At 71.5% G+C, this 19,337-nt stretch carries 20 protein-coding genes and 1 pseudogene; 8 read left to right on the top strand and 13 right to left on the bottom strand.

Translation table 11 applies throughout. The features are described from left to right. Positions 1-192 precede the first annotated feature (192 nt). The 3 genes and pseudogenes from ACIQ7M_RS36005 to ACIQ7M_RS35995 all read right to left on the bottom strand — a co-directional run bounded on the left by ACIQ7M_RS36005 (position 193) and on the right by ACIQ7M_RS35995 (position 2,863). Entirely contained in the window at positions 193-1,248 is a 1,056-nt protein-coding gene (locus tag ACIQ7M_RS36005) for a class I SAM-dependent methyltransferase (RefSeq protein WP_403652109.1), read from the bottom strand. A 233-nt stretch (positions 1,249-1,481) separates the two neighbouring features. Then, positions 1,482-2,084 (bottom strand): annotated as a pseudogene (locus ACIQ7M_RS36000) (DUF2064 domain-containing protein); the annotation flags it as partial. Beyond that, positions 2,081-2,863, bottom strand: coding sequence for a glycosyltransferase family 2 protein (locus tag ACIQ7M_RS35995; RefSeq protein WP_403652106.1), 783 nt, complete (start codon positions 2,861-2,863; stop codon positions 2,081-2,083). The pseudogene ACIQ7M_RS36000 and the gene ACIQ7M_RS35995, both read right to left, overlap by 4 nt. Positions 2,864-2,966: 103 nt before the next feature. Between ACIQ7M_RS35995 and ACIQ7M_RS35990 the strand changes: the two genes are divergently transcribed. Beyond that, positions 2,967-3,761 (top strand): response regulator transcription factor, encoded by a 795-nt coding sequence (locus tag ACIQ7M_RS35990; RefSeq protein WP_403652103.1) that lies wholly within the window; start codon positions 2,967-2,969, stop codon positions 3,759-3,761. 14 nt (positions 3,762-3,775) lie between these two features. Beyond that, the gene (locus ACIQ7M_RS35985) at positions 3,776-4,870 is read left to right on the top strand and encodes a sensor histidine kinase (protein ID WP_403652338.1); all 1,095 of its coding nucleotides are present in this window, start codon (positions 3,776-3,778) and stop codon (positions 4,868-4,870) included. 39 nt (positions 4,871-4,909) lie between these two features. Here ACIQ7M_RS35985 and ACIQ7M_RS35980 read toward each other — a convergent pair whose 3' ends face one another. From ACIQ7M_RS35980 to ACIQ7M_RS35950, 7 genes are all read right to left on the bottom strand, one after another. After that, a complete protein-coding gene (locus ACIQ7M_RS35980) occupies positions 4,910-5,905 on the bottom strand; it encodes an NAD-dependent epimerase/dehydratase family protein (protein ID WP_403652100.1) in 996 nt (331 codons plus the stop codon). Between the two features lie 196 nt (positions 5,906-6,101). After that, a complete protein-coding gene (locus ACIQ7M_RS35975) occupies positions 6,102-6,449 on the bottom strand; it encodes a hypothetical protein (RefSeq protein WP_403652097.1) in 348 nt (115 codons plus the stop codon). 217 nt (positions 6,450-6,666) lie between these two features. Next, on the bottom strand, positions 6,667-7,011 hold the full coding sequence (locus tag ACIQ7M_RS35970) for a MerR family transcriptional regulator (RefSeq protein WP_403652093.1): 345 nt from the start codon (positions 7,009-7,011) through the stop codon (positions 6,667-6,669). A gap of 470 nt (positions 7,012-7,481) precedes the next feature. Continuing rightward, on the bottom strand, positions 7,482-7,796 hold the full coding sequence (locus ACIQ7M_RS35965; RefSeq protein ID WP_389837969.1) for an SCO5918 family protein: 315 nt from the start codon (positions 7,794-7,796) through the stop codon (positions 7,482-7,484). Between the two features lie 67 nt (positions 7,797-7,863). Next, on the bottom strand, positions 7,864-8,151 hold the full coding sequence (locus tag ACIQ7M_RS35960; protein WP_403652089.1) for a CBS domain-containing protein: 288 nt from the start codon (positions 8,149-8,151) through the stop codon (positions 7,864-7,866). A 182-nt stretch (positions 8,152-8,333) separates the two neighbouring features. Next, on the bottom strand, positions 8,334-9,848 hold the full coding sequence (locus tag ACIQ7M_RS35955; RefSeq protein ID WP_403652086.1) for a DEAD/DEAH box helicase: 1,515 nt from the start codon (positions 9,846-9,848) through the stop codon (positions 8,334-8,336). 504 nt (positions 9,849-10,352) lie between these two features. Beyond that, positions 10,353-10,556 carry a cold-shock protein gene (locus tag ACIQ7M_RS35950; RefSeq protein ID WP_103550103.1) on the bottom strand — a complete coding sequence of 68 codons (204 nt, stop codon included), beginning with the start codon at positions 10,554-10,556 and terminating at the stop codon, positions 10,353-10,355. Positions 10,557-11,145: 589 nt separating this feature from the next. On the opposite strand from ACIQ7M_RS35950, the gene ACIQ7M_RS35945 reads away from it, so the two are divergent. Further along, on the top strand, positions 11,146-11,802 hold the full coding sequence (locus tag ACIQ7M_RS35945) for a hypothetical protein (RefSeq protein ID WP_403652083.1): 657 nt from the start codon (positions 11,146-11,148) through the stop codon (positions 11,800-11,802). Between the two features lie 70 nt (positions 11,803-11,872). On the opposite strand, the gene ACIQ7M_RS35940 is transcribed toward ACIQ7M_RS35945, so the two are convergent. Next, a complete protein-coding gene (locus tag ACIQ7M_RS35940; RefSeq protein ID WP_403652080.1) occupies positions 11,873-12,538 on the bottom strand; it encodes a DUF4142 domain-containing protein in 666 nt (221 codons plus the stop codon). Positions 12,539-12,913: 375 nt separating this feature from the next. Here ACIQ7M_RS35940 and ACIQ7M_RS35935 point away from each other — a divergent pair, with 375 nt between their 5' ends. Continuing rightward, complete coding sequence (locus ACIQ7M_RS35935; RefSeq protein ID WP_386988629.1) at positions 12,914-13,168, top strand: hypothetical protein; 255 nt, start codon at positions 12,914-12,916, stop codon at positions 13,166-13,168. A 253-nt stretch (positions 13,169-13,421) separates the two neighbouring features. After that, positions 13,422-16,406 (top strand): hypothetical protein, encoded by a 2,985-nt coding sequence (locus ACIQ7M_RS35930; protein ID WP_403652077.1) that lies wholly within the window; start codon positions 13,422-13,424, stop codon positions 16,404-16,406. Positions 16,407-16,771: 365 nt separating this feature from the next. Here ACIQ7M_RS35930 and ACIQ7M_RS35925 read toward each other — a convergent pair whose 3' ends face one another. Then, positions 16,772-17,032 (bottom strand): hypothetical protein, encoded by a 261-nt coding sequence (locus tag ACIQ7M_RS35925; RefSeq protein ID WP_403652075.1) that lies wholly within the window; start codon positions 17,030-17,032, stop codon positions 16,772-16,774. A gap of 230 nt (positions 17,033-17,262) precedes the next feature. Between ACIQ7M_RS35925 and ACIQ7M_RS35920 the strand changes: the two genes are divergently transcribed. Beyond that, positions 17,263-17,544, top strand: a complete 282-nt coding sequence (locus tag ACIQ7M_RS35920; protein WP_403652073.1) for a hypothetical protein — start codon at positions 17,263-17,265, stop codon at positions 17,542-17,544. A gap of 137 nt (positions 17,545-17,681) precedes the next feature. Then, complete coding sequence (locus ACIQ7M_RS35915; protein WP_403652070.1) at positions 17,682-18,035, top strand: hypothetical protein; 354 nt, start codon at positions 17,682-17,684, stop codon at positions 18,033-18,035. 215 nt (positions 18,036-18,250) lie between these two features. Here the strand turns inward: ACIQ7M_RS35915 and ACIQ7M_RS35910 are convergent, their stop codons facing one another. Then, on the bottom strand, positions 18,251-18,700 hold the full coding sequence (locus tag ACIQ7M_RS35910; RefSeq protein WP_403652068.1) for a hypothetical protein: 450 nt from the start codon (positions 18,698-18,700) through the stop codon (positions 18,251-18,253). 212 nt (positions 18,701-18,912) lie between these two features. On the opposite strand from ACIQ7M_RS35910, the gene ACIQ7M_RS35905 reads away from it, so the two are divergent. Continuing rightward, positions 18,913-19,173 (top strand): hypothetical protein, encoded by a 261-nt coding sequence (locus ACIQ7M_RS35905; protein ID WP_403652065.1) that lies wholly within the window; start codon positions 18,913-18,915, stop codon positions 19,171-19,173. The last annotated feature ends 164 nt before the right edge of the window (positions 19,174-19,337 follow it).

Below are 19,337 nucleotides of genomic sequence, written 5' to 3'. Positions count from 1 at the left end.
GTTCGTGGGCGCGGCCGTGCTGCACGATCTGGTGCTCGTACCGCTGTATGCCGGTGCGGACCGGGCCGTCGCGAGGACGCTGGACGTGCGGGGCCACCGGGACCGGACGATGTACGTCCGTGTTCCGGCGGCTCTCTCCGGTCTCCTGCTGCTGGTGTGGTTCCCGCTGATCAGCGGGCAGGTCGCCGACCGCTACCGGTCGGCGACCGCCCTCCCGGCCGACGGGTTCCTCGCCCGCTGGCTGCTGATCACGGCGGCGCTGTTCGCCGGTTCCGCGCTGCTGCTCGTCCTGCGTTCCTTCCGGGCCTCGCGCCGCGGTCCGCTGCGCAGGGCCACGAAGGAGCGTCCGCCCGCCGCCCACTGAGCGTCGGCGCGCCAGCCGGCGCGCGTCGCGTGCCGGAGCAGGGCGGGGGTGCCGAGCCGGGCCCACGGGAAGGCGGTCCGGTCACCGGACGCGTCCTGGCCCCCGACCGCCTCGTCCGTGTTCCCGCTCCCGGCCGCACCGGCGTCGGTGGGGTGGGCGTGGGGGTGGGGGTGGCCGGTGTCGCCGGGGTGCGCGGCGCGGACGATGCGGACGTCGACGCGTTCGTCGATGTCCGCGCCCGTCACGGTCTCGGCGATCAGCAGGCCGCCCGGGGCGAGGAGTTCGGCCGTGCGGCGCAGGAGGGCGGCCGGGTCGCCGCCGATGCCGATGTTGCCGTCGACGAGGAGGGCGGTGCCCCAGCGGCCCTCTCCGGGCAACGGCTCGAAGACCGACCGGTGCAGCGCACGTCCGCCGAGCCGTACCGTGCGGGCCACGGCCGCCTCGCTGACGTCGATGCCGAGGGAGGGCCTTCCGCGTGCCGCGAGTTCCGCGACCAGGCGTCCCGGCCCGCAGCCCACGTCGAGGACGGAGCCCTCGCAGTACGCGAGCACCTGGAGGTCCACCGCGTCGGCGCGGGCGCACCAGCGTTCCACCTCCAGGGGGAGGAGCCAGCCGTCCGCCCGGCGCAGGAACAGCGGACCCCGGCCGGCGCCCAGCGCCTCCGCGTAGGGATCGGCGGCCCAGGAGCGCGCGGCCCGCCCGGACAGCGCACCTCTACCGGCTCCGCCCGCGTCTCCGCCGCTGCCGCTGCCGCTGCCGCTGCCGCTGCCGCCGTCGCCGCTGTCGTCTCCGGCCCGGCTCACGGTCCTCGTCCGGACCGCTTCCGCGGCTCTCCCCGTCACCGTGTCCGGTCCTGTCTTCGTCCTGGTCCGTGTGCCGCTCATCGTCCATCTCGTTTCCCGGCCACCGGGCCGCTGTCCCGGCCGGTCCGCACTCCGGCCGGGATTCCGGCGGCTCGCACGGCCCCGTGTCCGGCGACGAGGTCCGAGACCGTGCCGGTCGCCGTTTCCGGCGGCTGTCCCGCGGTCGGTCCCGGTACCAGCCCTGGGGCCGGCCGTCCGGTCGCCCCGCCTCCGGAGGAGGGGGGAACACGTACCGCGCCGGGGGCGACCACCGTCCCGAGCCGGTCCAGCGCCGTCGCGAAGGCCCCTCCGGGCGCGGCCGCCGCGACCGCCGTCGCGTCCGCGGCCGTGTCGACGTCCCGCAGGCGGGGAAGATCCCGCACCCGCAGCCCGGCCCCGACGAGACGCCGCCGTTGCACGGCACCCGTGGTGCCGGTCGACATCGGTACGCCCCGCAGGAGCTCCGGGTCGGGCTCGGCGAGACCCAGCGCCCAGAAGCCGCCGTCCTCGGCCGGCCCGAAGTACGCGTCGCAGTCCGCGAAGTCCACCGTGAGGAGGGCGGGCGTCACCTGGGGCGTGTCCATGCCGATGAGCAGCGCGGGTCCGTCACAGCCGGCGAAGGCCGCGGCCAGCCGCTCGTCCAGACCGCCCGCGCACTGTCGTACGACGTCGAAGCCGGCCGGCAGCCAGGGGCCCGGCGCTCCGTCGAGCACGAGGACCCGGCGCCGCGCGGGCGTCGCCGCCACCGCGCGCAGGGTGTCCACGAGTGCGGCCTCGGCCAGCGTCGCCGCCTCCCCGGGGGTGAAGGGCGGGGTGAGTCTGGTCTTCACCCGTCCGGGGCGCGGTTCCTTGGCGATGACGAGCAGAGTGACGCTCACTGGACGGTTCCTCCTCGGGACGGTGCGGGGTCGGCCGCCGGCGTCGGCGCCGGGACCTGGGCTCCGGTCAGGGCCTGCGTCCGGGCGGGCGGGGGCGGTTCGGCGAGGACGCGCCGCATGTCCCGTACCGCCTGCCAGGTACCGCGCCAGGTGCCGGTGACCTTGGAGACGCCGGTGCGCGCCAGGTACGGCACGTCGTGCTCGGTGACGCGCCAGCCGGCGTCGGCGGCGCGCACGACCATCTGGAGCGGGTAGCCGCTGCGCCGGTCGGTGAGCCCGAGGTCCAGCAGCGCCTCTCGGCGGGCCGCGCGGAGCGGACCGAGGTCGTGCAGGCGCAGGCCGGTGCGGCGCCGGAGCATCCGGGCCAGCGCGATGTTGCCGGCGCGGGCGTGCGCGGGCCAGGCACCGCGTTCCGTCGGCCGGCGCCGGCCGAGCACGAGGTCGGACTCCCCGGCCCGTACCTCGGCGACGAACGGCAGGAGCAGGGCCGGGTCGAGGGAACCGTCGCAGTCGCAGAAGCAGATGATGCCGGCGGTGGCGGCGGTCAGCCCCGCGTGGCAGGCGGCGCCGAACCCGCGGCGCTCCTCGCGCACGACGGTCGCGCCCAGCGCGCGGGCCAGTTCCGCGGAGCCGTCCGTGGAACCGTTGTCCACGACCAGCGCGCGCCAGCCGGGCGGGATCCGGGAGAGCACCCAGGGCAGGGCGCCGGCCTCGTTCAGACAGGGAAGGACCAGGTCGACGTCCGGGTCCGGTACGGGAAGGGTCGTCACGGCCTTCACCTTACGAACGCGAAAGGCGCATAGCGGACTTCACGTCCTTACGAAACTCGGACGTCGGAGTGGAGGAGCCGCACCGGACCGAGCCGGGTGGGACGCTGGATGCATGGACCAACCGCCCGACTCCCCCGGCACCGAACCGCCCCCGAGCACGGAGAACACCACCCGTGTGCTCGTCGTGGACGACGATCCGACCGTCGCCGAGGTCGTCTCCGGGTACCTCGAACGGGCCGGGTATCGCGTGGACCGGGCGGCGGACGGCTTCGTGGCGCTCGCCCGTGCGGCCGCGCACCGGCCCGACCTGGTGGTGCTCGACCTGATGCTGCCGGGGATGGACGGCCTGGAGGTGTGCCGCAGGCTGCGCGCCCAGGGGCCCGTGCCGGTCATCATGCTCACCGCCCGCGGCGACGAGGACGACCGGATCCTCGGGCTGGAGGTCGGCGCCGACGACTACGTCACCAAGCCGTTCAGCCCCCGGGAACTGGTCCTGCGGGTCGAGTCCGTGCTCCGCAGGACCCGGCCGGTGTCCGCCGCGCGCCCGCTGCACGCCGCGGGGCTCGCCGTCGACCCGTCGGCCCGCCGCGCCACCAAGGACGGCACCGAACTCGCGCTCACCCTGCGTGAGTTCGACCTCCTCGCCTTCTTCCTGCGCAACCCCGGCCGGGCGTACGCCCGTGAGGACCTGATGCGCGAGGTGTGGGGCTGGGACTTCGGTGACCTGTCGACGGTCACCGTCCACGTACGCAGGCTGCGCGGCAAGGTCGAGGACGACCCCGCCCGGCCCCGCCTGATCCAGACGGTGTGGGGCGTGGGCTACCGCTTCGACGGCACGGGGCCGGAGTCCGGCCCCGCCGGGCCCGGACGGGAACATCCCGCGACCGCGAAGGAGACCGGCTGGTGAACGACATACTGGTCATGGCCCTGTACGCCTTCCTGGGCGCCGCCGCCGCGGGCCTGCTCGGCGCGGGCGCCCTCCGGCTCCTCCGCCACCGTTCGCTCACCGCGTCCCTCACCGTCATCGCCGCCGTCGCGGTCTGCGCGATGCTCGCGGGAACCCTGGCGGTGGCGTGGGCGATGTTCCTGTCGCCGCACGACCTGAGCGTGGTCACCACGGTGGTCGCCATGGCGGCCGCCGTCTCCCTGGCCACCGCGCTGCTGCTGGGCCGCTGGGTCGTGGCCCGCAGCAGGGCGCTGACCCTCGCCGCCCGTTCCTTCGGCGACGGCGGCGACTTCGCGGCCCCCGCCGGCCCGACGACCGCCGAACTCTCCGCGCTCAGCCGTGAACTGGCGGACACCAGCCGCAGGCTGGCCGAGTCCCGCGACCGCGAAAGAGCCCTGGAGACCTCGCGCCGCGAACTGGTCGCGTGGATCTCGCACGACCTGCGCACCCCGCTCGCCGGGCTGCGCGCGATGTCGGAGGCACTGGAGGACGGGGTGGCGGCGGACCCGAACCGCTATCTGCGCCAGATGCGCACCGAGGTGGAACGCCTCAACGGCATGGTCGGAGACCTCTTCGAACTCTCCCGGATCCACGCCGGCGCGCTCGTCCTCTCCCCCTCCCGCGTCTCCGTGTACGACCTCGTGGGCGACGCCCTCGCGGGAGCGGACCCGCTGGCCCGCGAGCACGGTGTGCGGCTGGTCGGGAGCCGTGTCGAGCAGGTGCCGGTCGAGGTGGACGGCAAGGAGATGAGCCGGGTCCTCGGCAACCTCCTCGTCAACGCGATCCGCCGCACGCCCGCCGACGGCACGGTCGCGGTCGCCGCCGAACGCTCGGCCGCGGGCGTGGTCCTGTCCGTCACCGACGGCTGCGGGGGCATCCCGGAGGAGGACATCCCCCGGGTCTTCGACACCGGCTGGCGCGGCACGCACGCCCGTACGCCGCCCGCCGGAGCGGGCCTCGGTCTCGCCATCGTCCGTGGCATCGTGGAGGCGCACCGGGGCATGGCCGCCGTCCACAACGTCCCCGGCGGCTGCCGTTTCGAGGTCACCCTCCCGATGGCGGGGGTGTGAGCGCCGCCCGCGGAGCCCAACTCCCCGGCCGGCGGAACCCTACTCCCCGGCCGTCGGAGCCGTCGCGAACTCCTTCATCCCCTCGGCGAACCCGATCTCCGGACGCCACCCCAGCTCCGCCCGCAGCCGGGCCGAGTCCGCGGTGACGTGCCGTACGTCGCCCAGCCGGTACTCCCCCGTCACGACCGGCTCGGGGCCCCCGTACGCGTCGGCCAGCGCCCGGGCCATCTCGCCGACCGTACGGGGCTCGCCGCTGCCGGTGTTGTAGACGGCGAGCGAGCCGTCCGGCGAACTCGCCTCGAGAGCCGCCACGTTGGCGGCGGCCACGTCGGCCACATGGACGAAGTCCCGCCGCTGTCCGCCGTCCTCGAAGACCCTCGGGGCCTCACCGCGGGCGAGCGCGGAACGGAAGAAGGAGGCGACGCCCGCGTACGGGGTGTCGCGGGGCATCCCGGGGCCGTAGACGTTGTGATAGCGCAGTGACACCGCGGTGCCGGCGGTGGAGCGGGCCCACGCCGCCGCGAGGTGTTCCTGGGCCAGCTTGGTCGTCGCGTACACGTTGCGCGGATCGAGCGGAGCGTCCTCACCCACCAGTCCGGGCGTCAACTCCGCACCGCAGCGCGGGCATCCGGGCTCGAAGCGTCCCGCGTCCAGATCGGCGACTGCCCGCGGCCCGGGCCGGACCACGCCGTGCCGTTCGCAGGCGTACCGCCCTTCCCCGTACACAACCATCGAACCGGCGAGCACGAGCCGTCGTAGGCCCGCGTCCGCCATCCCGGTGAGCAGCACCGCCGTGCCGAGGTCGTTGCGCGACACGTAGGCGACCGCGTCGGCGAAGCCGGCGCCGAGACCCACCATCGCGGCCTGATGGCACACAGCGTCCACGCCGGCCAACGCTCCCGCGACGGCTTCGGCGTCCCGCACGTCGTGTCCGTCCCGCAGGTCGAACACGACCGCCTCGTGCCCTCGCGCCCGCAGGGCCGCGACGATGTGACGTCCGATGAACCCGGCACCGCCGGTGACCAGTACACGCATGGAACGCACGCTAGGACGGCCACCGGGTCCGGCGGCAGCACCACGCCCGCCACGTCACCGGACCGTAAGAACCCGGGGCCGCGCCGGTCGGGTGACCGAGGGCAGGAACCCGGGGCGCGGATCGGGAGGTGGCTTGGACCGGGACCGGGACCGGGACCGGGAGCGGGAGCGGCACGGACCGGGGAGCGGCGCGTGCTCACATGCGCAGCAGCCGCTGGGTCATCTCGCGGTACTGCCGCAGCGCGTGGCGCAGTTCCTCGCCATGGGTCTCCGGGTCCTGGCCGTGCCAGCCCGCGTGGAGGGCGCGCCGTCGTTCCGTGAGGGCGCCCATGAGCTGAGCCGCGGCCTCGTCGAACGCGGTCTCGGCCTCTTCCAGCGCTTCGAGCGGGCTGTGCGCGAACGTGTTGAGCGCGTGGTTGAGCCGCCCGGTGAGTTCGGCCCGCTCGTCCGCCCCGAGCAGCGGTTCCGGGCCCGGCGCAGGGCGTCCGGCCGAACCGGGCCGCCTGTCCGGGGGCTGCTGGGCGCGTGACTGGTCGTACATCATCGTGTGCCGCTTCCTGTGCGTCGGACCGGCCGGGCGCGCAGGGCGATCCGGTGGCGACGACCGGTGGTGTCGATCGGCGGTGCCGATCGGGCGGGGCGCTCCGGAAGGGCGTCACCGTGGTGATCACGGCCGCCACGGTCACCGGAGGAATGGGCTGTACGCCGTCTGTCAGTCAACGCCGGGCGACCCCCCGTGTCAACGCGATCCCCGACCCGGGTCAGCCCGCGCCGGCTCCGCCCGGTGCCGCTTGAGCGGCGCGCCGGTACTCGGCGTTGATGCGCTGAGCTTCCTCCAACTGGTCCTCGAGAATGACGATGCGACAAGCGGCCTCGATCGGGGTCCCCCGGTCGACGAGTTCCCGCGCGCGGGCGGCGATCCTCAGCTGGTAGCGGGAGTAGCGACGGTGGCCGCCCTCCGAGCGGAGCGGAGTGATCAGCCGGGCCTCACCGATGGCCCGGAGGAAGCCGGGTGTCGTGCCGAGCATCTCGGCGGCCCTGCCCATCGTGTACGCGGGATAGTCGTCGTCGTCGAGACGACCACTGAGTGGAGTGTCCGCTGTCATTTCACCTCGTTGTGCACGCGTCGAGGGGCCCCGATGCCGTACGGCACCAGGGCCCCGAGGGAATTGAACACCATCCGCCGGCTCTACTGCGGAGCCGACGTTCTCTTTCCGCTACCGGGCCCGAGCGACGGGCGGGTGAGCGGGGATCGTGTACGCGTGACCTGGAACCACCTTCCATTCCGGGTTCGTGCCTCACCCGTACCGGGATGCGTCACGGGCCGGGCGATCCTGATGGCGTCTGCTTCCTCGGTCCTTCCTCTGGATCCAACGCTTGCCGAGCCGGTGTCGAAGGACGCCGGAACGACGATGTCTGCACGAAAAACCCTAACGACACGACCCATCGATGTCTACTGTGGCGACATCAGATTTTGAGTGTTCGAGGCGTAGGGATTTCACGGCACGCAACGACGAGGGCCCCGCCGACCGGTGTCGGCGGGGCCCTCGTGGTGTCCTGACGTGCGCGGACGTCCTCAGAGTCCGAGCGGCTCGGCGCCGCCGAGCAGGGACGAGGCATTCTGGAGCGGCGTGAGCGCGCGCGGGGGTGCGGCCGTCTCCGGGGTCCGGCAGGTGAAGCCGAGCCGGGCCATGGCCCGGGTGACTTCCGCACCCGTGAAGTCACGGCGGTCCTGGCGGGTGATGACCTCGCCGACCTGCTTGACGGGATAGTGGCAGCGGCCGATGATCACGGACTCACCCGTGATCGGCTCGGGCTTGATCCCCTTCATCGACTCCAGCACTCCGCTCTTGGAGAGGTCGAAGGGGAAGCGGGCGATGACACAGCGCATGGAGCCTCACAAGTGGCGGGAGGGAGCCGGTCACGGCCGAGGCCGGGACCGGGGGACGGCGGGACGCTCAGTGGGAGAGCGCGAGAGCGCCCGGGGCGCGACGGAGGCCGAGGACATCGCGTACGCGGACGCGATCCGTGTACGCGGAGCCGTCGCGCACGACGGCGAGCTGGGCCTCGGTCACCGAGTCGATGTACTGGTCGTCCTCGTCGCACACGAGGAGACACCCGACACCGGCGCTCGCCATGACGGCCAGGGCCACCTCGACCGTCATGTCGCCCCGCACCCGCGGCCCGGACGGGTCCCCCGGCTCGGCGAGGACGGCCGGCGTGAGGCCCACGGAACACGGCTGCATCTGAACGAGCGTCAAAAGGTGCCTCCTGCGGGGTGGGTGTGGTGCGGAGAGCGGATTCCGGTCCTCGGCCCCCGTTTCGCCGTCGCCGGCGGGAAGGGGCGGGAGACCGGTGTGCCGTGGGCCTGGGCCGCCGGGCGGGATCCCGGTCCTCGCCCGGCCCACGACCGCCGTCGGGTTCCGGACTACTGCTGGGCGGAGCGGCGTGCGGCGGTACCGGTGGACCGGCCCTGGCCGGAGCGGCCACGCCGGCCCCGGGAGGCGGCGGAGGCGCCACGGCGAGGACGCTCCGTCACCGGCGCGCGGATGACGACCGGCACGCCCGAAGGAGCCTGGGCGCCGGTGATGCGGCTCAGTTCCTCCTCGCCCGAACGCACCTGGCTGGTCTGCGGGGTGATGCCGGCGGCGGCCATCAGCCGGCTCATGTCCCGGCGCTGGTTGGGCATCACCAGGGTCACGACGCTGCCGGACTCGCCCGCGCGGGCCGTACGGCCGCCGCGATGCAGATAGTCCTTGGGGTCGGTCGGCGGATCGACGTTGACCACGAGGTCGAGCTGGTCGACGTGGATGCCGCGCGCCGCGACATTGGTCGCCACCAGGACCGTCACATGCCCGGTCTTGAACTGCTCCAGGGTCCGGGTGCGCTGCGGCTGGGACTTGCCACCGTGCAGGGACGCGGCGCGCACCCCGCTGTTCAGCAGGTGCTCGGTCAGCCGGTCCACCGCGTGCTTGGTGTCCAGGAACATGATCACCCGGCCGTCGCGTGCCGCGATCTCGGTGGTCGTGCGGTGCTTGTCCGCGGCGTGCACGTGGAGCACGTGGTGCTCCATTGTCGTGACCGCGCCCGCGGACGGGTCCACGGAGTGGACCACCGGGTCGCTCAGGTAGCGGCGGACCAGCAGATCGACGTTGCGGTCCAGGGTGGCGGAGAAGAGCATCCGCTGCCCGTCCGGGCGCACCTGGTCGAGCAGCGCCGTGACCTGGGGCATGAAGCCCATGTCGGCCATCTGGTCGGCCTCGTCGAGGACGGTGATGGCGACCCGGTCCAGCCGGCAGTCACCCCGCTCGATGAGGTCCTTGAGCCTGCCCGGGGTGGCGACGACGACTTCCGCCCCGCCGCGCAGAGCACCGGCCTGTCGGCCGATCGACATGCCGCCGACGACGGTGGTCATCCTCAGTCGCAGGGATCGGGCGTACGGGGTGAGCGCGTCGGTGACCTGCTGGGCCAGTTCCCGGGTCGGCACGAGGACCAGGGCCAGCGGCTGCCTGGGTTCGGCGCGCTGCCCGGCGGTACGGGCCAGCATCGCGAGGCCGAAGGCCAGGGTCTTGCCCGAGCCGGTGCGGCCCCGGCCGAGTACGTCACGGCCCGCCAGGGTGTTCGGCAGGGTCGCCGCCTGGATCGGGAAGGGGACGGACACGCCTTCGTGGCCGAGCGCCGCCAGCAACGGGGCCGGCAGGTCGAGATCGGCGAACGCCTCCACGGCCGGCAGAGCGGGGGTGGTCGTCACCGGCAGTGCGAACTCGCCCTGCAGCGAGTTCTGCTGGCGTCCGTAGCCCTTTGACCGGCCGGGAGCGCCGGATCGGCCGGGAGCACCGGACCGGCCGGTGGAACCGGCCCCGAAGCGGCCGCCGCTCCTTCGGCTGCCCGCGCCTTCCGTGCGGGTGCGGGTGAAGCGTTCGTTCGTGCGTGTGCGGTTCATGCGGAACCTTCCTTGACCGGGCACGTATCAAGGAATTCCCGCAGCTAATGAGCAGCGCAGAGAATTGCGAGAACGAGCCGAACGTAATTCCGTACCGAAGGTGATCGGTGCGGAATTCTCACGGGATGATGCCTGGAAAGCGGCGACATCCCGGAAACAGGGGGAATGACGGGTGGTGAGAAAAAAGAACCGAGCGCGGACCGGAACGAGCGTCGAGCGGGAACGGTCCGGACGCGGAACGGGTGGCGACCCGGATCGGACCGGCGGGCCTCAGGAGCGGATCACGAGTGGATCGGGCGTGGGCCGGGCGGTCGACCGGGCGTGGACCTCTGGCGTCGGTGGGAGGAGGTCGGGAAACAACACGGCGGAAAGGTCATCCGGAACCGGAAGTGCGGTCGGGGCCGAACTCGCCGTGGTCCGCCGGGACGGCTGTGTGCCGAAAATGCGGCGAGCTGGGGCCCGCACCCCAAGGTGCGGGCCCCAGCTTCGCCGTGCGTGCCGGTGTCAGGCGGAAACGATGTTCTCCGCCGTCGGGCCCTTCTGGCCCTGCGCGATGTCGAAGGAGACCTTCTGGCCCTCCTGGAGCTCACGGAAGCCGGAGCTGGCGATGTTCGAGTAGTGGGCGAAGACGTCGGCGCCGCCGCCGTCCTGCTCGATGAAGCCGAAGCCCTTTTCCGCGTTGAACCACTTCACGGTGCCAGTAGCCATGTCAATTCTCCTTCGGGACGGTGCTGGGGATCCACACTGTGCGGATCCCGCGTCGCCGTGATGATTGCCCCGCCGGAAAACGACCGGAGACACAAAAGAACTCCACCCGGTAAGGACAGGGTGGATGTTCACAAGTTTTGGGAACCACAACCACAACTGCAACTGCTATCGACAGTAGCATGGCGCGGTCGATTGCGCGCCGCGGAAAATCTCGGCCCATCTGTCGATCAAGAAATTCTCATCGTGCCCCGCGCCGGTTTCTCATGTCGCTGCTACAGATATCGGCCGGCTCGGGCGGCAGAGTATCTGTCGGGGGTCGTACGGCGGGGTCCGGACCGTGTGACGAAAATCGAGCCCGTGCCGGCACCGGCGACGAGGCCGTTCCCGCCGTTCTCGAAGCCTCCGGCGACGCCACGGACCGCACGGCACGTATGCGGAATCGAGACCGTCCCGCGTGCCTCCCCGTGCAACTGCCGGGCCGCCCCGTGCTGTCCTGTGGTGCAGAGCCGACGGCCCCGTGCGCGGGGGCCGTCCGCCGTGGTCACACAGGGGGTGACCACGAGTTCGTCGATCGAGAAGAGGATGAGTCATGGCCGGTCTCAGACGTACGTCGGCGCTGGCGCTGGCGGGCGGGATCATGTTGCTGACGGGGTGCCAGGACACGGCGGGCGCAGGCTCCGCCGCCGATACCCCCGGTTCCTCCGCGGCCGCCTCGGCCGGAGCGGCCGAACCGTCGGCGTCCGCCACCGGGGCCACGTCACCCTCGTTGAGTCCCGCCGTCACGGGAACGCCGTCGCACGGCTCGGCCACCGGCTCCCCGAAGCGGGCCACGGAGCGGGCCACGGAGCGGGCCGGCACCCCGGCCGACCGCACGCCCACCGCCGTCGCGGGCTGCCGCAACCTGACCGCCGGTGACGCCGTGAAGGCCGACGTGACCCGGACGTACCGGCACGACGTCACCCACTTCGAACACATAGGGCCGGTCCCGCACGTCTTCTTCTACGGCCAGTGCGGCACCGTCCGCTACGCCGCCACCCGCTTCCAGCCCTTCGCGGGCGCCACCCAGGCGGAACTCGTGGGCATGCAGGACGAGGGAAGCGTCACCAAGTACTTCCGCGACGCGGGCGGCGGCTGGGTCTACGTCGCGACCGACGGATTCCCCGTCGCTCCGCACGGCTGCGGCGACATCCCGGCGATACCCGACGCCCTGGCCACCGCCTGGGGAAACTGCTCGATCGCACCCTGAACCGCCCGTTCGGCCTTCCCCGGCTCCTGGCGCGCACCGCGCGCCCCGCCCGTGCGGGGCGCGCCGGAACTCACGGCGCCGACGGCGCCGGAAGCACGGTCGGGGTCGAGGCCGGAGACGCCGTCGCGTTCCGCGCGACGGTGTCGAAGTCGACGTACCCGGTCTTCTCCAGCGCCGAGATGTGGGCGAGCTCGGTCCGATTGGTGACCGTGGCCAGGTCCCGGACCAGCGTGTTGCGCGTGCTGCTGCGCACCTGCGCGAGCTGCTGGAAGATCCTGCCGTGCTCCTCGCGCAGCAGATTCGCGAAGAGCTGCCGGTACTCACCGTCCTGAGCCGCCGTCAACTGCGCCAGCCAGCCCTGCTGTTCCGAGGTCGGCTGGGTCGGCAGGGTGATGGCGAGGTCCTCCGCCACCGTGCGGACCCGCTCGTCGAGGGCGGTGTGGCCGGTCACCAGTTGGCCGCCCGCGTCCTTGATCTCCTTCGTGGGGGCCTTCTCGACCGCCTGCCGGCCCGCGGACGTCTCCCACAGCCCGTCCAGCTCCACCTGCACGACGAGGTCGCGGTCGGCGGCGCTCAGCGGTCCCCAGGGCGTGCTCACCAGGGGGCCGGGGTCGGCGATGGCGGCCTTCACCGCGTCGAAACGGTGGGGGTACGAGTAGAACACCGGGTACGCGAGTGAGCCGATCGTGCCGCCGATCGCCAGCACCATGAAGAGCGAGACGAAGCTGCGCCGCAAGGGAGCCTCCCTGAGGACCGGCTGTTCTTCGGCAACCTTCACTCGGCCGGTGCGGTCCGTACCGGCCGGAGCCGTTCTTGGCGCGTACCGAGTGCTCCGGCCCATCCCGTACGGGGGAACGGGAGTTGGGTGGGCGGGGGCACCCGGCCGCCAGGTCAGAAGATCACTTCGCCGCCCGGCGCCGATAGGGCCGAACGGCCCAGGGCTCGGGGCCGGACGGACACCGGACCGCGCCCCCGGCCCGGCCGTCCCGCCCCCTCGGCCGACGTGTCCGTGAACCGATCGGAGGGGCTCGTCCGATGAGGGGGTGAACGGGGCTCCCGAGCGGAGCCCGAGCCTGAGGTCCGAGCCCGAGCCCGAGCAAGGAGAAGACGGATGCTGGACATGATGGACTTGCCGATCCTCGTGCTGATCTCCCTGGGGGTCGCCATCTGGCTGTGGGGTCTGATCGACTGCGCCCGCACCCCCGCGGACCGCGTCCGCTTCGTACCGAAGCTGCTGTGGCTGCTCTTCCTGCTCAACGGCTCGGCCGTCGCCACCCTGGCCTGGGTCTACTTCGGCAAGAAGCCGATAGCGGCCCCGGCGAGGACCCCGGCCGGCCGGCCCGGCGCCTTCGCTCAGGCGCGGTGACGGAAGGCCGGGCGATGCGAGGGCGTGGCGCCTCACCGGGGTGATCGGCCCCGAGCGCGCGGCCGGCTTCCGGGGGTTCCAGCTCTGAAGGAAACGACATCGGAAGAGAGCCGTCGGCCCAGACGCCGCCTTTGCGTCGAAGCGGGCGGGGAGGGGACCGCATCGCGACGATGCCACCGACTCCTACCTGGGCGTATGTGCCTCTGGCCTGTGTGCGATGATCCCGCCCTTACGTTCAGGAGGAAGCGGCCCCATGCCCTCACACACGCGTCACGTCGCCCTGTCCGCGGCCGTTGCCGGCGCGCTGGTCCTCACCGGGTCGGTCGCGCTGCTTCCCGCCGCCGCGGCCACCGCCGGAGTGACGGCCTCGCTGCCGGCCCGGACCACGTCCGTACCGCAGGCCGACCATGTGTCGGGGTCCGGTCAGGCGGTCGTCTGGCAGCAGAGCACGTCCGCCGACAGGCTGCCGCACGGCTGGTTGTCCGTGGCGGGCGGCACCCCGCAAGACCTCGGGGCACTGGCGGACACCGCCGAATCCGCCCAGCCCGATGCCGTGTCCGTGCAGGGCTCCGTGGTGGCGACCGCCACCTCGACCAACCCCAACGGCGACCTCGCCGACCACGTGACCCTGCGCCACCTCGACACGGGCGTCCGAGAGACGCTCGCCGTCGCCTATGACAGATCCGGCAACTCACTCGACGAGCGCTACCGCGCCCAGGCCGGCGACGGCATCCTCGTCCAACAGGCCTACGAGGACGGCGACTCGGCGTACCGCGTGCGGCTGGTGCTGCGCACCTCCGACGGCGACCGCACCCTGTTGTCCGACGACGAGCAGTACGAGGTGCTGGCGTCGGACGCCGACGGCGCGCTGGTTCTGCGGCGGACCGCCCCCGGCTGGGGTCACCGGATCGACTACGTCGACTTCGCCACCGGCACGACGGTCACCGTCGCCGAGCCCGACACCGACCAACTGCCGCAGGGACTGGAGTTCACCCCCTCCCACTTCGGCGTCATCGACGGCGCGACCCTGACCGAGTGGCGGCGATCCGCGGCCGCCGACGGACCGGCGACCGTCACCCTGCCCACCGACAAGGCCCGCTGGATCAGCGACGACACCCTGGCCTGGTACAAGTGGAGCGCCGAGGGCAACGAGCTGTACGCGACGTCCCGGGACGGCTCCACCGCCGCCGCCGACCTCGACGGCACGTTCCGTGACATATCGGTCGGCGACGACGGCCGGATGCGCGCGTCGCTGTACCGGCCGGACAAGGACGCGGCCGTCCAGACCCTCATCGACGGCCGGGTGTCCAAGGCCGCCGGCGACGCCTCGACGATCCCTGCCGGCCCGGCGCGCCTGGATGCCCTGGCCCTGTCCGGCGGCACCCTCTACACCGCCGACGACTCCTCCCGCGGCACCGGTGTGCTGCTCTCCTCCGGTCTCACGGTCGGCCCGTCCGGAGCCTCGGCGGCCAAGCCGTCCCGTGTCCTGGCCTATTCGACCGGCGTCGTGCATCAGACACTGGCCGCCGCCGGGCACCGGGTGCTGGTCGAGCAGGGCGGCGCCTACCAGGTCTACGACAACGGGAAGCCGACCGGCGTGCCCCTGGACCTGGGTGACATCTCGACCGATCAGGTCAGGGACTTCGACGGTGACCACTTCCTGTTGTCGGACAGGACGACCGTCTACAACAACACCCTGCTGCTCTACACCGTCGCGACCGGCAAGAGCGAGCGCGTGCCCGACGGCTCGGTCCTGTACGGAGGCGCCGTCTACACCTCGGTGAAGAACGGCCCGTCCGGCTGGTCCATCCGGCGGACCGACCTGGCGACCGGCACCACGGCCACCGTCACCACGGTGGACTGTCTGCCCGGAGGCCTCCAGGTCCGCGGCTCGTGGATTCTGCTGACGACGTGCGGCGCCGGCTCCGAGCAGGGGCTGCTGATCAGGACGGGCACGACCACCACCCGTACACCGGTGGACTCCTCCGTCATGACCCCGGTTCTCGGGGCGGGCACGCTGTACACCTTCACGAGGAACACCGGCCCGGGCATCACCGTGAACGCCCGGGCGCTGGAGGTGACCGGCGCCACCGTACGGCCGCTGTTCACCCTTCCATCGACGGCGAACACCGCCGCCGCCGAGCGCTGGGCCCTGGACCGTGACGCGCCGTGGGCCGCCTGGATGGACGCCGACGGCGTCACCCACACGGTGTGGGCGGGCGTCCCGTCCCCCTCCGCCGATTCCGCCTCCGTCCCGGCCGGGTTCAGCCCGAACGGTGACGGCTCGGCCGACACCTGGGCGCCCACCTGGACGTACGACCGGCCGGTGACCTGGACGCTGACCCTCAAGTCCGGCAGCACCTCGGTGCGCACCCTGACCGGGACGGCACCGGGCGGGAGCGTCGCCCCGGCCTGGGACGGCAGGAACACCGGGGGCACGGCGGTCGCCGAGGGCGCCTACGCCTGGACGCTCACCGCGAAGGACACAGTGACGGACGAACCTGCGGCCGCCCTGAGCGGCACGGTCACCCTGCGCAGGAGCGTTCCCGCCGCGTCCGTCACCGCACCCGTTCTCGCCAGTGACGGCTCGACCGGCGCGGTGATCCCGGTCGGTTGGGCGGCGAAGACGGTGGGCGTGACGTCGTACGACGTCGGCTGGCGGGTCGCCACCCGCGGCAGCACGGGCGTATGGACGCTGGGTTCGCTCCAGACGTGGCGCACCCGCACCACGGCCAAGTCGGCGGCGTTCGGCGCGTCCGGCAGCCCGGTGACGCCGAAGTCCGGTCTGACGTACCGCTTCTACGTACGGGCCCACGACGACGCCGGTCGGACCGGGGCGTGGAGCGCGGCGGCCGCGACGGGCGTGCCGATCGACGACCGGTCCTCGCTGCTGACCTACAAGGGGACCTGGACATCGGCGGCGGTGACGTCGGCCTGGGCCAGGACCGAGCGGCTGTCTTCCGCGAAGGGCGCCACGGTGTCCCTCACGGGTGACGGGACGAAGCTCCGGATCGTGGCGACCCGCAAGTCGAACGGCGGCCGCTTCGCGGTGCTTGTCGACGGGGTCACCGTCGGAACGGTGAACACCTACGCCCCGACGACGGGCTACCGGAAGGTGGTGTTCACGTACACGCTCGGCACGAAGATCACCGGCCACAAGGTGCAGTTGAAGGTGCTGGCCGGCAGCTCGGCGGGCCGCTCCACCGTGCACCTGGATGCGGTCATGGTCACACGTTGACACGCTGATCCGGACGACCGCCCGGATGCCGTGAAGCTCCCCCGTCCGCCCGCACGGTGGCGGGGGGAGCACCGGCCGATCGGGTCGGGGCCGCGCTCGTGCGCGCCGCCCGTCCCGCGCAACGGTGGTCGCGCCCGCCTATTGGTTTGGACAACAAAGAACCCCCGGGTCATCGACCTGGGGGTTTCACATGGAGCGGGTGACGAGAATCGAACTCGCACTCTCAGCTTGGGAAGCTAAGGGTATTGAGGGCTGTCTCCGGGCCTGACCTGCGGCGGAGAGATGCAGACGCCTGGTGGACGGTCGACGGGTTCCCCGCTGTTCCCCGTGATTCCCCGCACGATCTGGCACGGGTCTGGCACGAGTCATTCGTCGTCGCACCGCTCCAAGACCAGTCCCACAGAGCCTTCTTCGAGCCCGTTGTTCTCCTCCAGGTGGAGATGAGCGCCGTCCGGTGTGCCGTCCTGGGCGAGAGTGAGGAGGTGGCTGGCCAGGGTCTTCAGTCCGGCTGCGTTGGCCTCGATGACGATCTCGCTGCCCAAGTTGCGGACCTTGATGCGTGCGCCTTCCTCCCACGTGAAGACTCTGGTGGTTCCGTCGGCCACCGCACTTACGTGGGTGGTCATCGACGGAGCAGCGTTGGGTTCAGGGGCCATGCTCAAGCATGGCGTACTCGGGGACCATCAAGCACCGCGGGCGCACGCTTTCCAAGTCTGTTGGTGCTGCCCGGAGCTCTGTCCGGGCTCGTTCACCTGCGTTCGCATGCGGTTGATCGACGGGCGTCCTCTCGCTTCCGGCCCCTCCTGGACGGGCCTGAACGTCGCTGAATGAGACGGAAACTGAGACGGTGCTCCCCATGAGCGAGACACCAGACCCTGGCAATCCGAACGACATCCAGGTGGGCGACATCTACGAGGACTGCTCGTTCCATCCGGTGCTGTGCACCGCGGTTGATGAGGTGGCGGGCATCGTACTCAGCGGCGTCTCCCTCATCGACGGCAGTTTTCCCCGCTCCTGCGATGCACTGCACTGCGGACCGATCCGCATCCGCGTCGAGGACATCATGGCCATCAAGCAGGACCTGGAGGGCTACGCACGCCGGCGAAAGGAAGAGCTACGGAGCAGTGGCAACACCTGATCCATAGCTATAGCCAGATGGGCCAGAGGTGGTCATTCAGGTCGACCCAAGTTCCGAAAGGGCCACCGGCGGGCGGGGCCGGTTGCTGTGGTTGCTGTACTTGACTGCTGTATTGCAGGATCCCAGCGGGGGTGACTATGGAACGGCATCTGTTGATGCGACTGCTGGTCGGGGACGACGAGGCGTCCGTGGCTGCTCTGGCCGCCCTCCGCGCCGACGCTACTCATGTTGTGTGGGATGGCGCTGTTCCCGCAGAGCGGCTTGCCGGGATCTATGCCCGAAGAATTCGCCACACGCGGCGGAAGGGTATCGAGACTCTGGGGCTGGAACGAGCGGTGCAGCTTCTTGGGCGCCACGACAAGCTGGTGCGCCTCGGGCAGATCACAGCTGTCGATCGAGCGTGGATCTTCATGCTCTTCCTCACCGAAGACGGCGGCGCACTGGTGGCTTGCACTGGCGTACGCCAGCCGGGTGAGCAATCACCGCTTTAGGAGCGAGGTGGGGTGACTCGCGGTGTGACCTGCGGGTTCCCCGCCTTGAGTACAGTCCGGTGGCACGCGCCTCGGTGTACCCCGATTCCCCGTGACTCCCCGCCCGTTCTGGCACGGATGTGGCACGACCGCTCTTCGTCCTGGAGCGGCTGGCCCTGTTTCTCCGCTGACTGCCTCCGATGGGGCACGCGGGGCGCGAACTCTTTGCCGCCCTGTCACCGCGGGTCGACACCCCATATCTTGATGGGCTCGTATGCCCCATCACGGAAGTCGAAGACAACTACTTCGGTGTCGGATATGTGACGGAAGTGGCCCCCATAACCGGGCTGCGCGATTTGTGGGGCGAGCAGGTCCAACAAGCCCCGGAGGTAGTACATGGAATCGTCGATCCAGTGGTTGCGTGCGAAAAGCTCCCACTCGTACCTCTCCCCGGAACTCGTGAACTCTTGCACCTCGCGACGCAGGGACACGATGTCTCCGCCGGGCACCCGGCGGTTGGCGTCGTTGTCGGGGACTAGCAGTGGGTGCAGAAACTCGTCTTGATTGTCGAGACCTTCGGGGAAATCGGCGTCCATGCCCAAGTGCCACCGCAAGGCGGCCATGACCCATTCGGGGGTGTCGTCGCGCAGGTAGCAGGAAAGGACGACCTCGTAGCGCTCGCTCATGGACGGCATTGTGCACCGAAGGAGTGACACCACTACGACGGTCGCGCTTCCCCGTGCCCCTCGATGCGAACTATGGGCACGACGGTCGCTGAGGTCTGCTCGGCTGGTCAGACGGTCACGCGGGGCCGTTGACGGTTGGGTCCGGTCGCGATGGTTGCTGTACCTCGCTGCTGTACTTTCGCTCCACAGAGCCCAGCGAGAGAGGCACGGCTATGAAGCGGACGCACCTTGGCCGTGAGGAAGCGGAAGACCTCATAACGAGGATCACGAACCTGGAGTTCGTGGAGGACGACGAAACGGAATACCAGCAACTTGAGTTGCTGAAGCGTGGGCTGGGGTGTGATCACATCACGGACCTGATCTTTTTCGCGGATCCGGAACTGTCACCCTCAGAGATCGTTGACAAGGCACTCGCCTGTCAGCCCTTCGTCGTGGGCCCCGCCGGCATCACCCCGGGCAGCGGGGGGCACTAGGTCGGCGGAGCGCTAAGGGCGAGTCCAGCCGTACGCGGTCTTGAAAACCGTCGTGGCGCGAGTCACCGAGGGTTCAAATCCCACACCCACCGCAGGTGAACGGGCCCTGACCAGGTAAATCGGTCAGGGCCCGTTCTCGTGCCCAGTTTCTGCCAGAGCCCGTG

Origin of the sequence: Streptomyces sp. NPDC096324, from assembly GCF_044763015.1 — a bacterium.
In the GTDB taxonomy this organism is placed as follows: domain Bacteria; phylum Actinomycetota; class Actinomycetes; order Streptomycetales; family Streptomycetaceae; genus Streptomyces.
The sequence above is the reverse complement of the archived record's forward strand: the minus strand, read 5'-3'. Positions and strand labels throughout refer to the sequence as shown.

Excerpts from the sequence above, each read along its gene's own strand:
- ACIQ7M_RS36005 (WP_403652109.1), bottom strand. The coding sequence starts at position 1,248 with ATGAGCGGCACACGGACCAGGACGAAGACAGGACCGGACACGGTGACG.
- ACIQ7M_RS35990 (WP_403652103.1), top strand. The coding sequence starts at position 2,967 with ATGGACCAACCGCCCGACTCCCCCGGCACCGAACCGCCCCCGAGCACG.
- ACIQ7M_RS35985 (WP_403652338.1), top strand. The coding sequence starts at position 3,776 with ATGGCCCTGTACGCCTTCCTGGGCGCCGCCGCCGCGGGCCTGCTCGGC.
- ACIQ7M_RS35980 (WP_403652100.1), bottom strand. The coding sequence starts at position 5,905 with ATGCGTGTACTGGTCACCGGCGGTGCCGGGTTCATCGGACGTCACATC.
- ACIQ7M_RS35975 (WP_403652097.1), bottom strand. The coding sequence starts at position 6,449 with ATGATGTACGACCAGTCACGCGCCCAGCAGCCCCCGGACAGGCGGCCC.
- ACIQ7M_RS35970 (WP_403652093.1), bottom strand. The coding sequence starts at position 7,011 with ATGACAGCGGACACTCCACTCAGTGGTCGTCTCGACGACGACGACTAT.
- ACIQ7M_RS35965 (WP_389837969.1), bottom strand. The coding sequence starts at position 7,796 with ATGCGCTGTGTCATCGCCCGCTTCCCCTTCGACCTCTCCAAGAGCGGA.
- ACIQ7M_RS35960 (WP_403652089.1), bottom strand. The coding sequence starts at position 8,151 with ATGCAGCCGTGTTCCGTGGGCCTCACGCCGGCCGTCCTCGCCGAGCCG.
- ACIQ7M_RS35955 (WP_403652086.1), bottom strand. The coding sequence starts at position 9,848 with ATGAACCGCACACGCACGAACGAACGCTTCACCCGCACCCGCACGGAA.
- ACIQ7M_RS35950 (WP_103550103.1), bottom strand. The coding sequence starts at position 10,556 with ATGGCTACTGGCACCGTGAAGTGGTTCAACGCGGAAAAGGGCTTCGGC.
- ACIQ7M_RS35945 (WP_403652083.1), top strand. The coding sequence starts at position 11,146 with ATGGCCGGTCTCAGACGTACGTCGGCGCTGGCGCTGGCGGGCGGGATC.
- ACIQ7M_RS35935 (WP_386988629.1), top strand. The coding sequence starts at position 12,914 with ATGCTGGACATGATGGACTTGCCGATCCTCGTGCTGATCTCCCTGGGG.
- ACIQ7M_RS35930 (WP_403652077.1), top strand. The coding sequence starts at position 13,422 with ATGCCCTCACACACGCGTCACGTCGCCCTGTCCGCGGCCGTTGCCGGC.
- ACIQ7M_RS35925 (WP_403652075.1), bottom strand. The coding sequence starts at position 17,032 with ATGACCACCCACGTAAGTGCGGTGGCCGACGGAACCACCAGAGTCTTC.
- ACIQ7M_RS35920 (WP_403652073.1), top strand. The coding sequence starts at position 17,263 with ATGAGCGAGACACCAGACCCTGGCAATCCGAACGACATCCAGGTGGGC.
- ACIQ7M_RS35915 (WP_403652070.1), top strand. The coding sequence starts at position 17,682 with ATGGAACGGCATCTGTTGATGCGACTGCTGGTCGGGGACGACGAGGCG.
- ACIQ7M_RS35910 (WP_403652068.1), bottom strand. The coding sequence starts at position 18,700 with ATGAGCGAGCGCTACGAGGTCGTCCTTTCCTGCTACCTGCGCGACGAC.
- ACIQ7M_RS35905 (WP_403652065.1), top strand. The coding sequence starts at position 18,913 with ATGAAGCGGACGCACCTTGGCCGTGAGGAAGCGGAAGACCTCATAACG.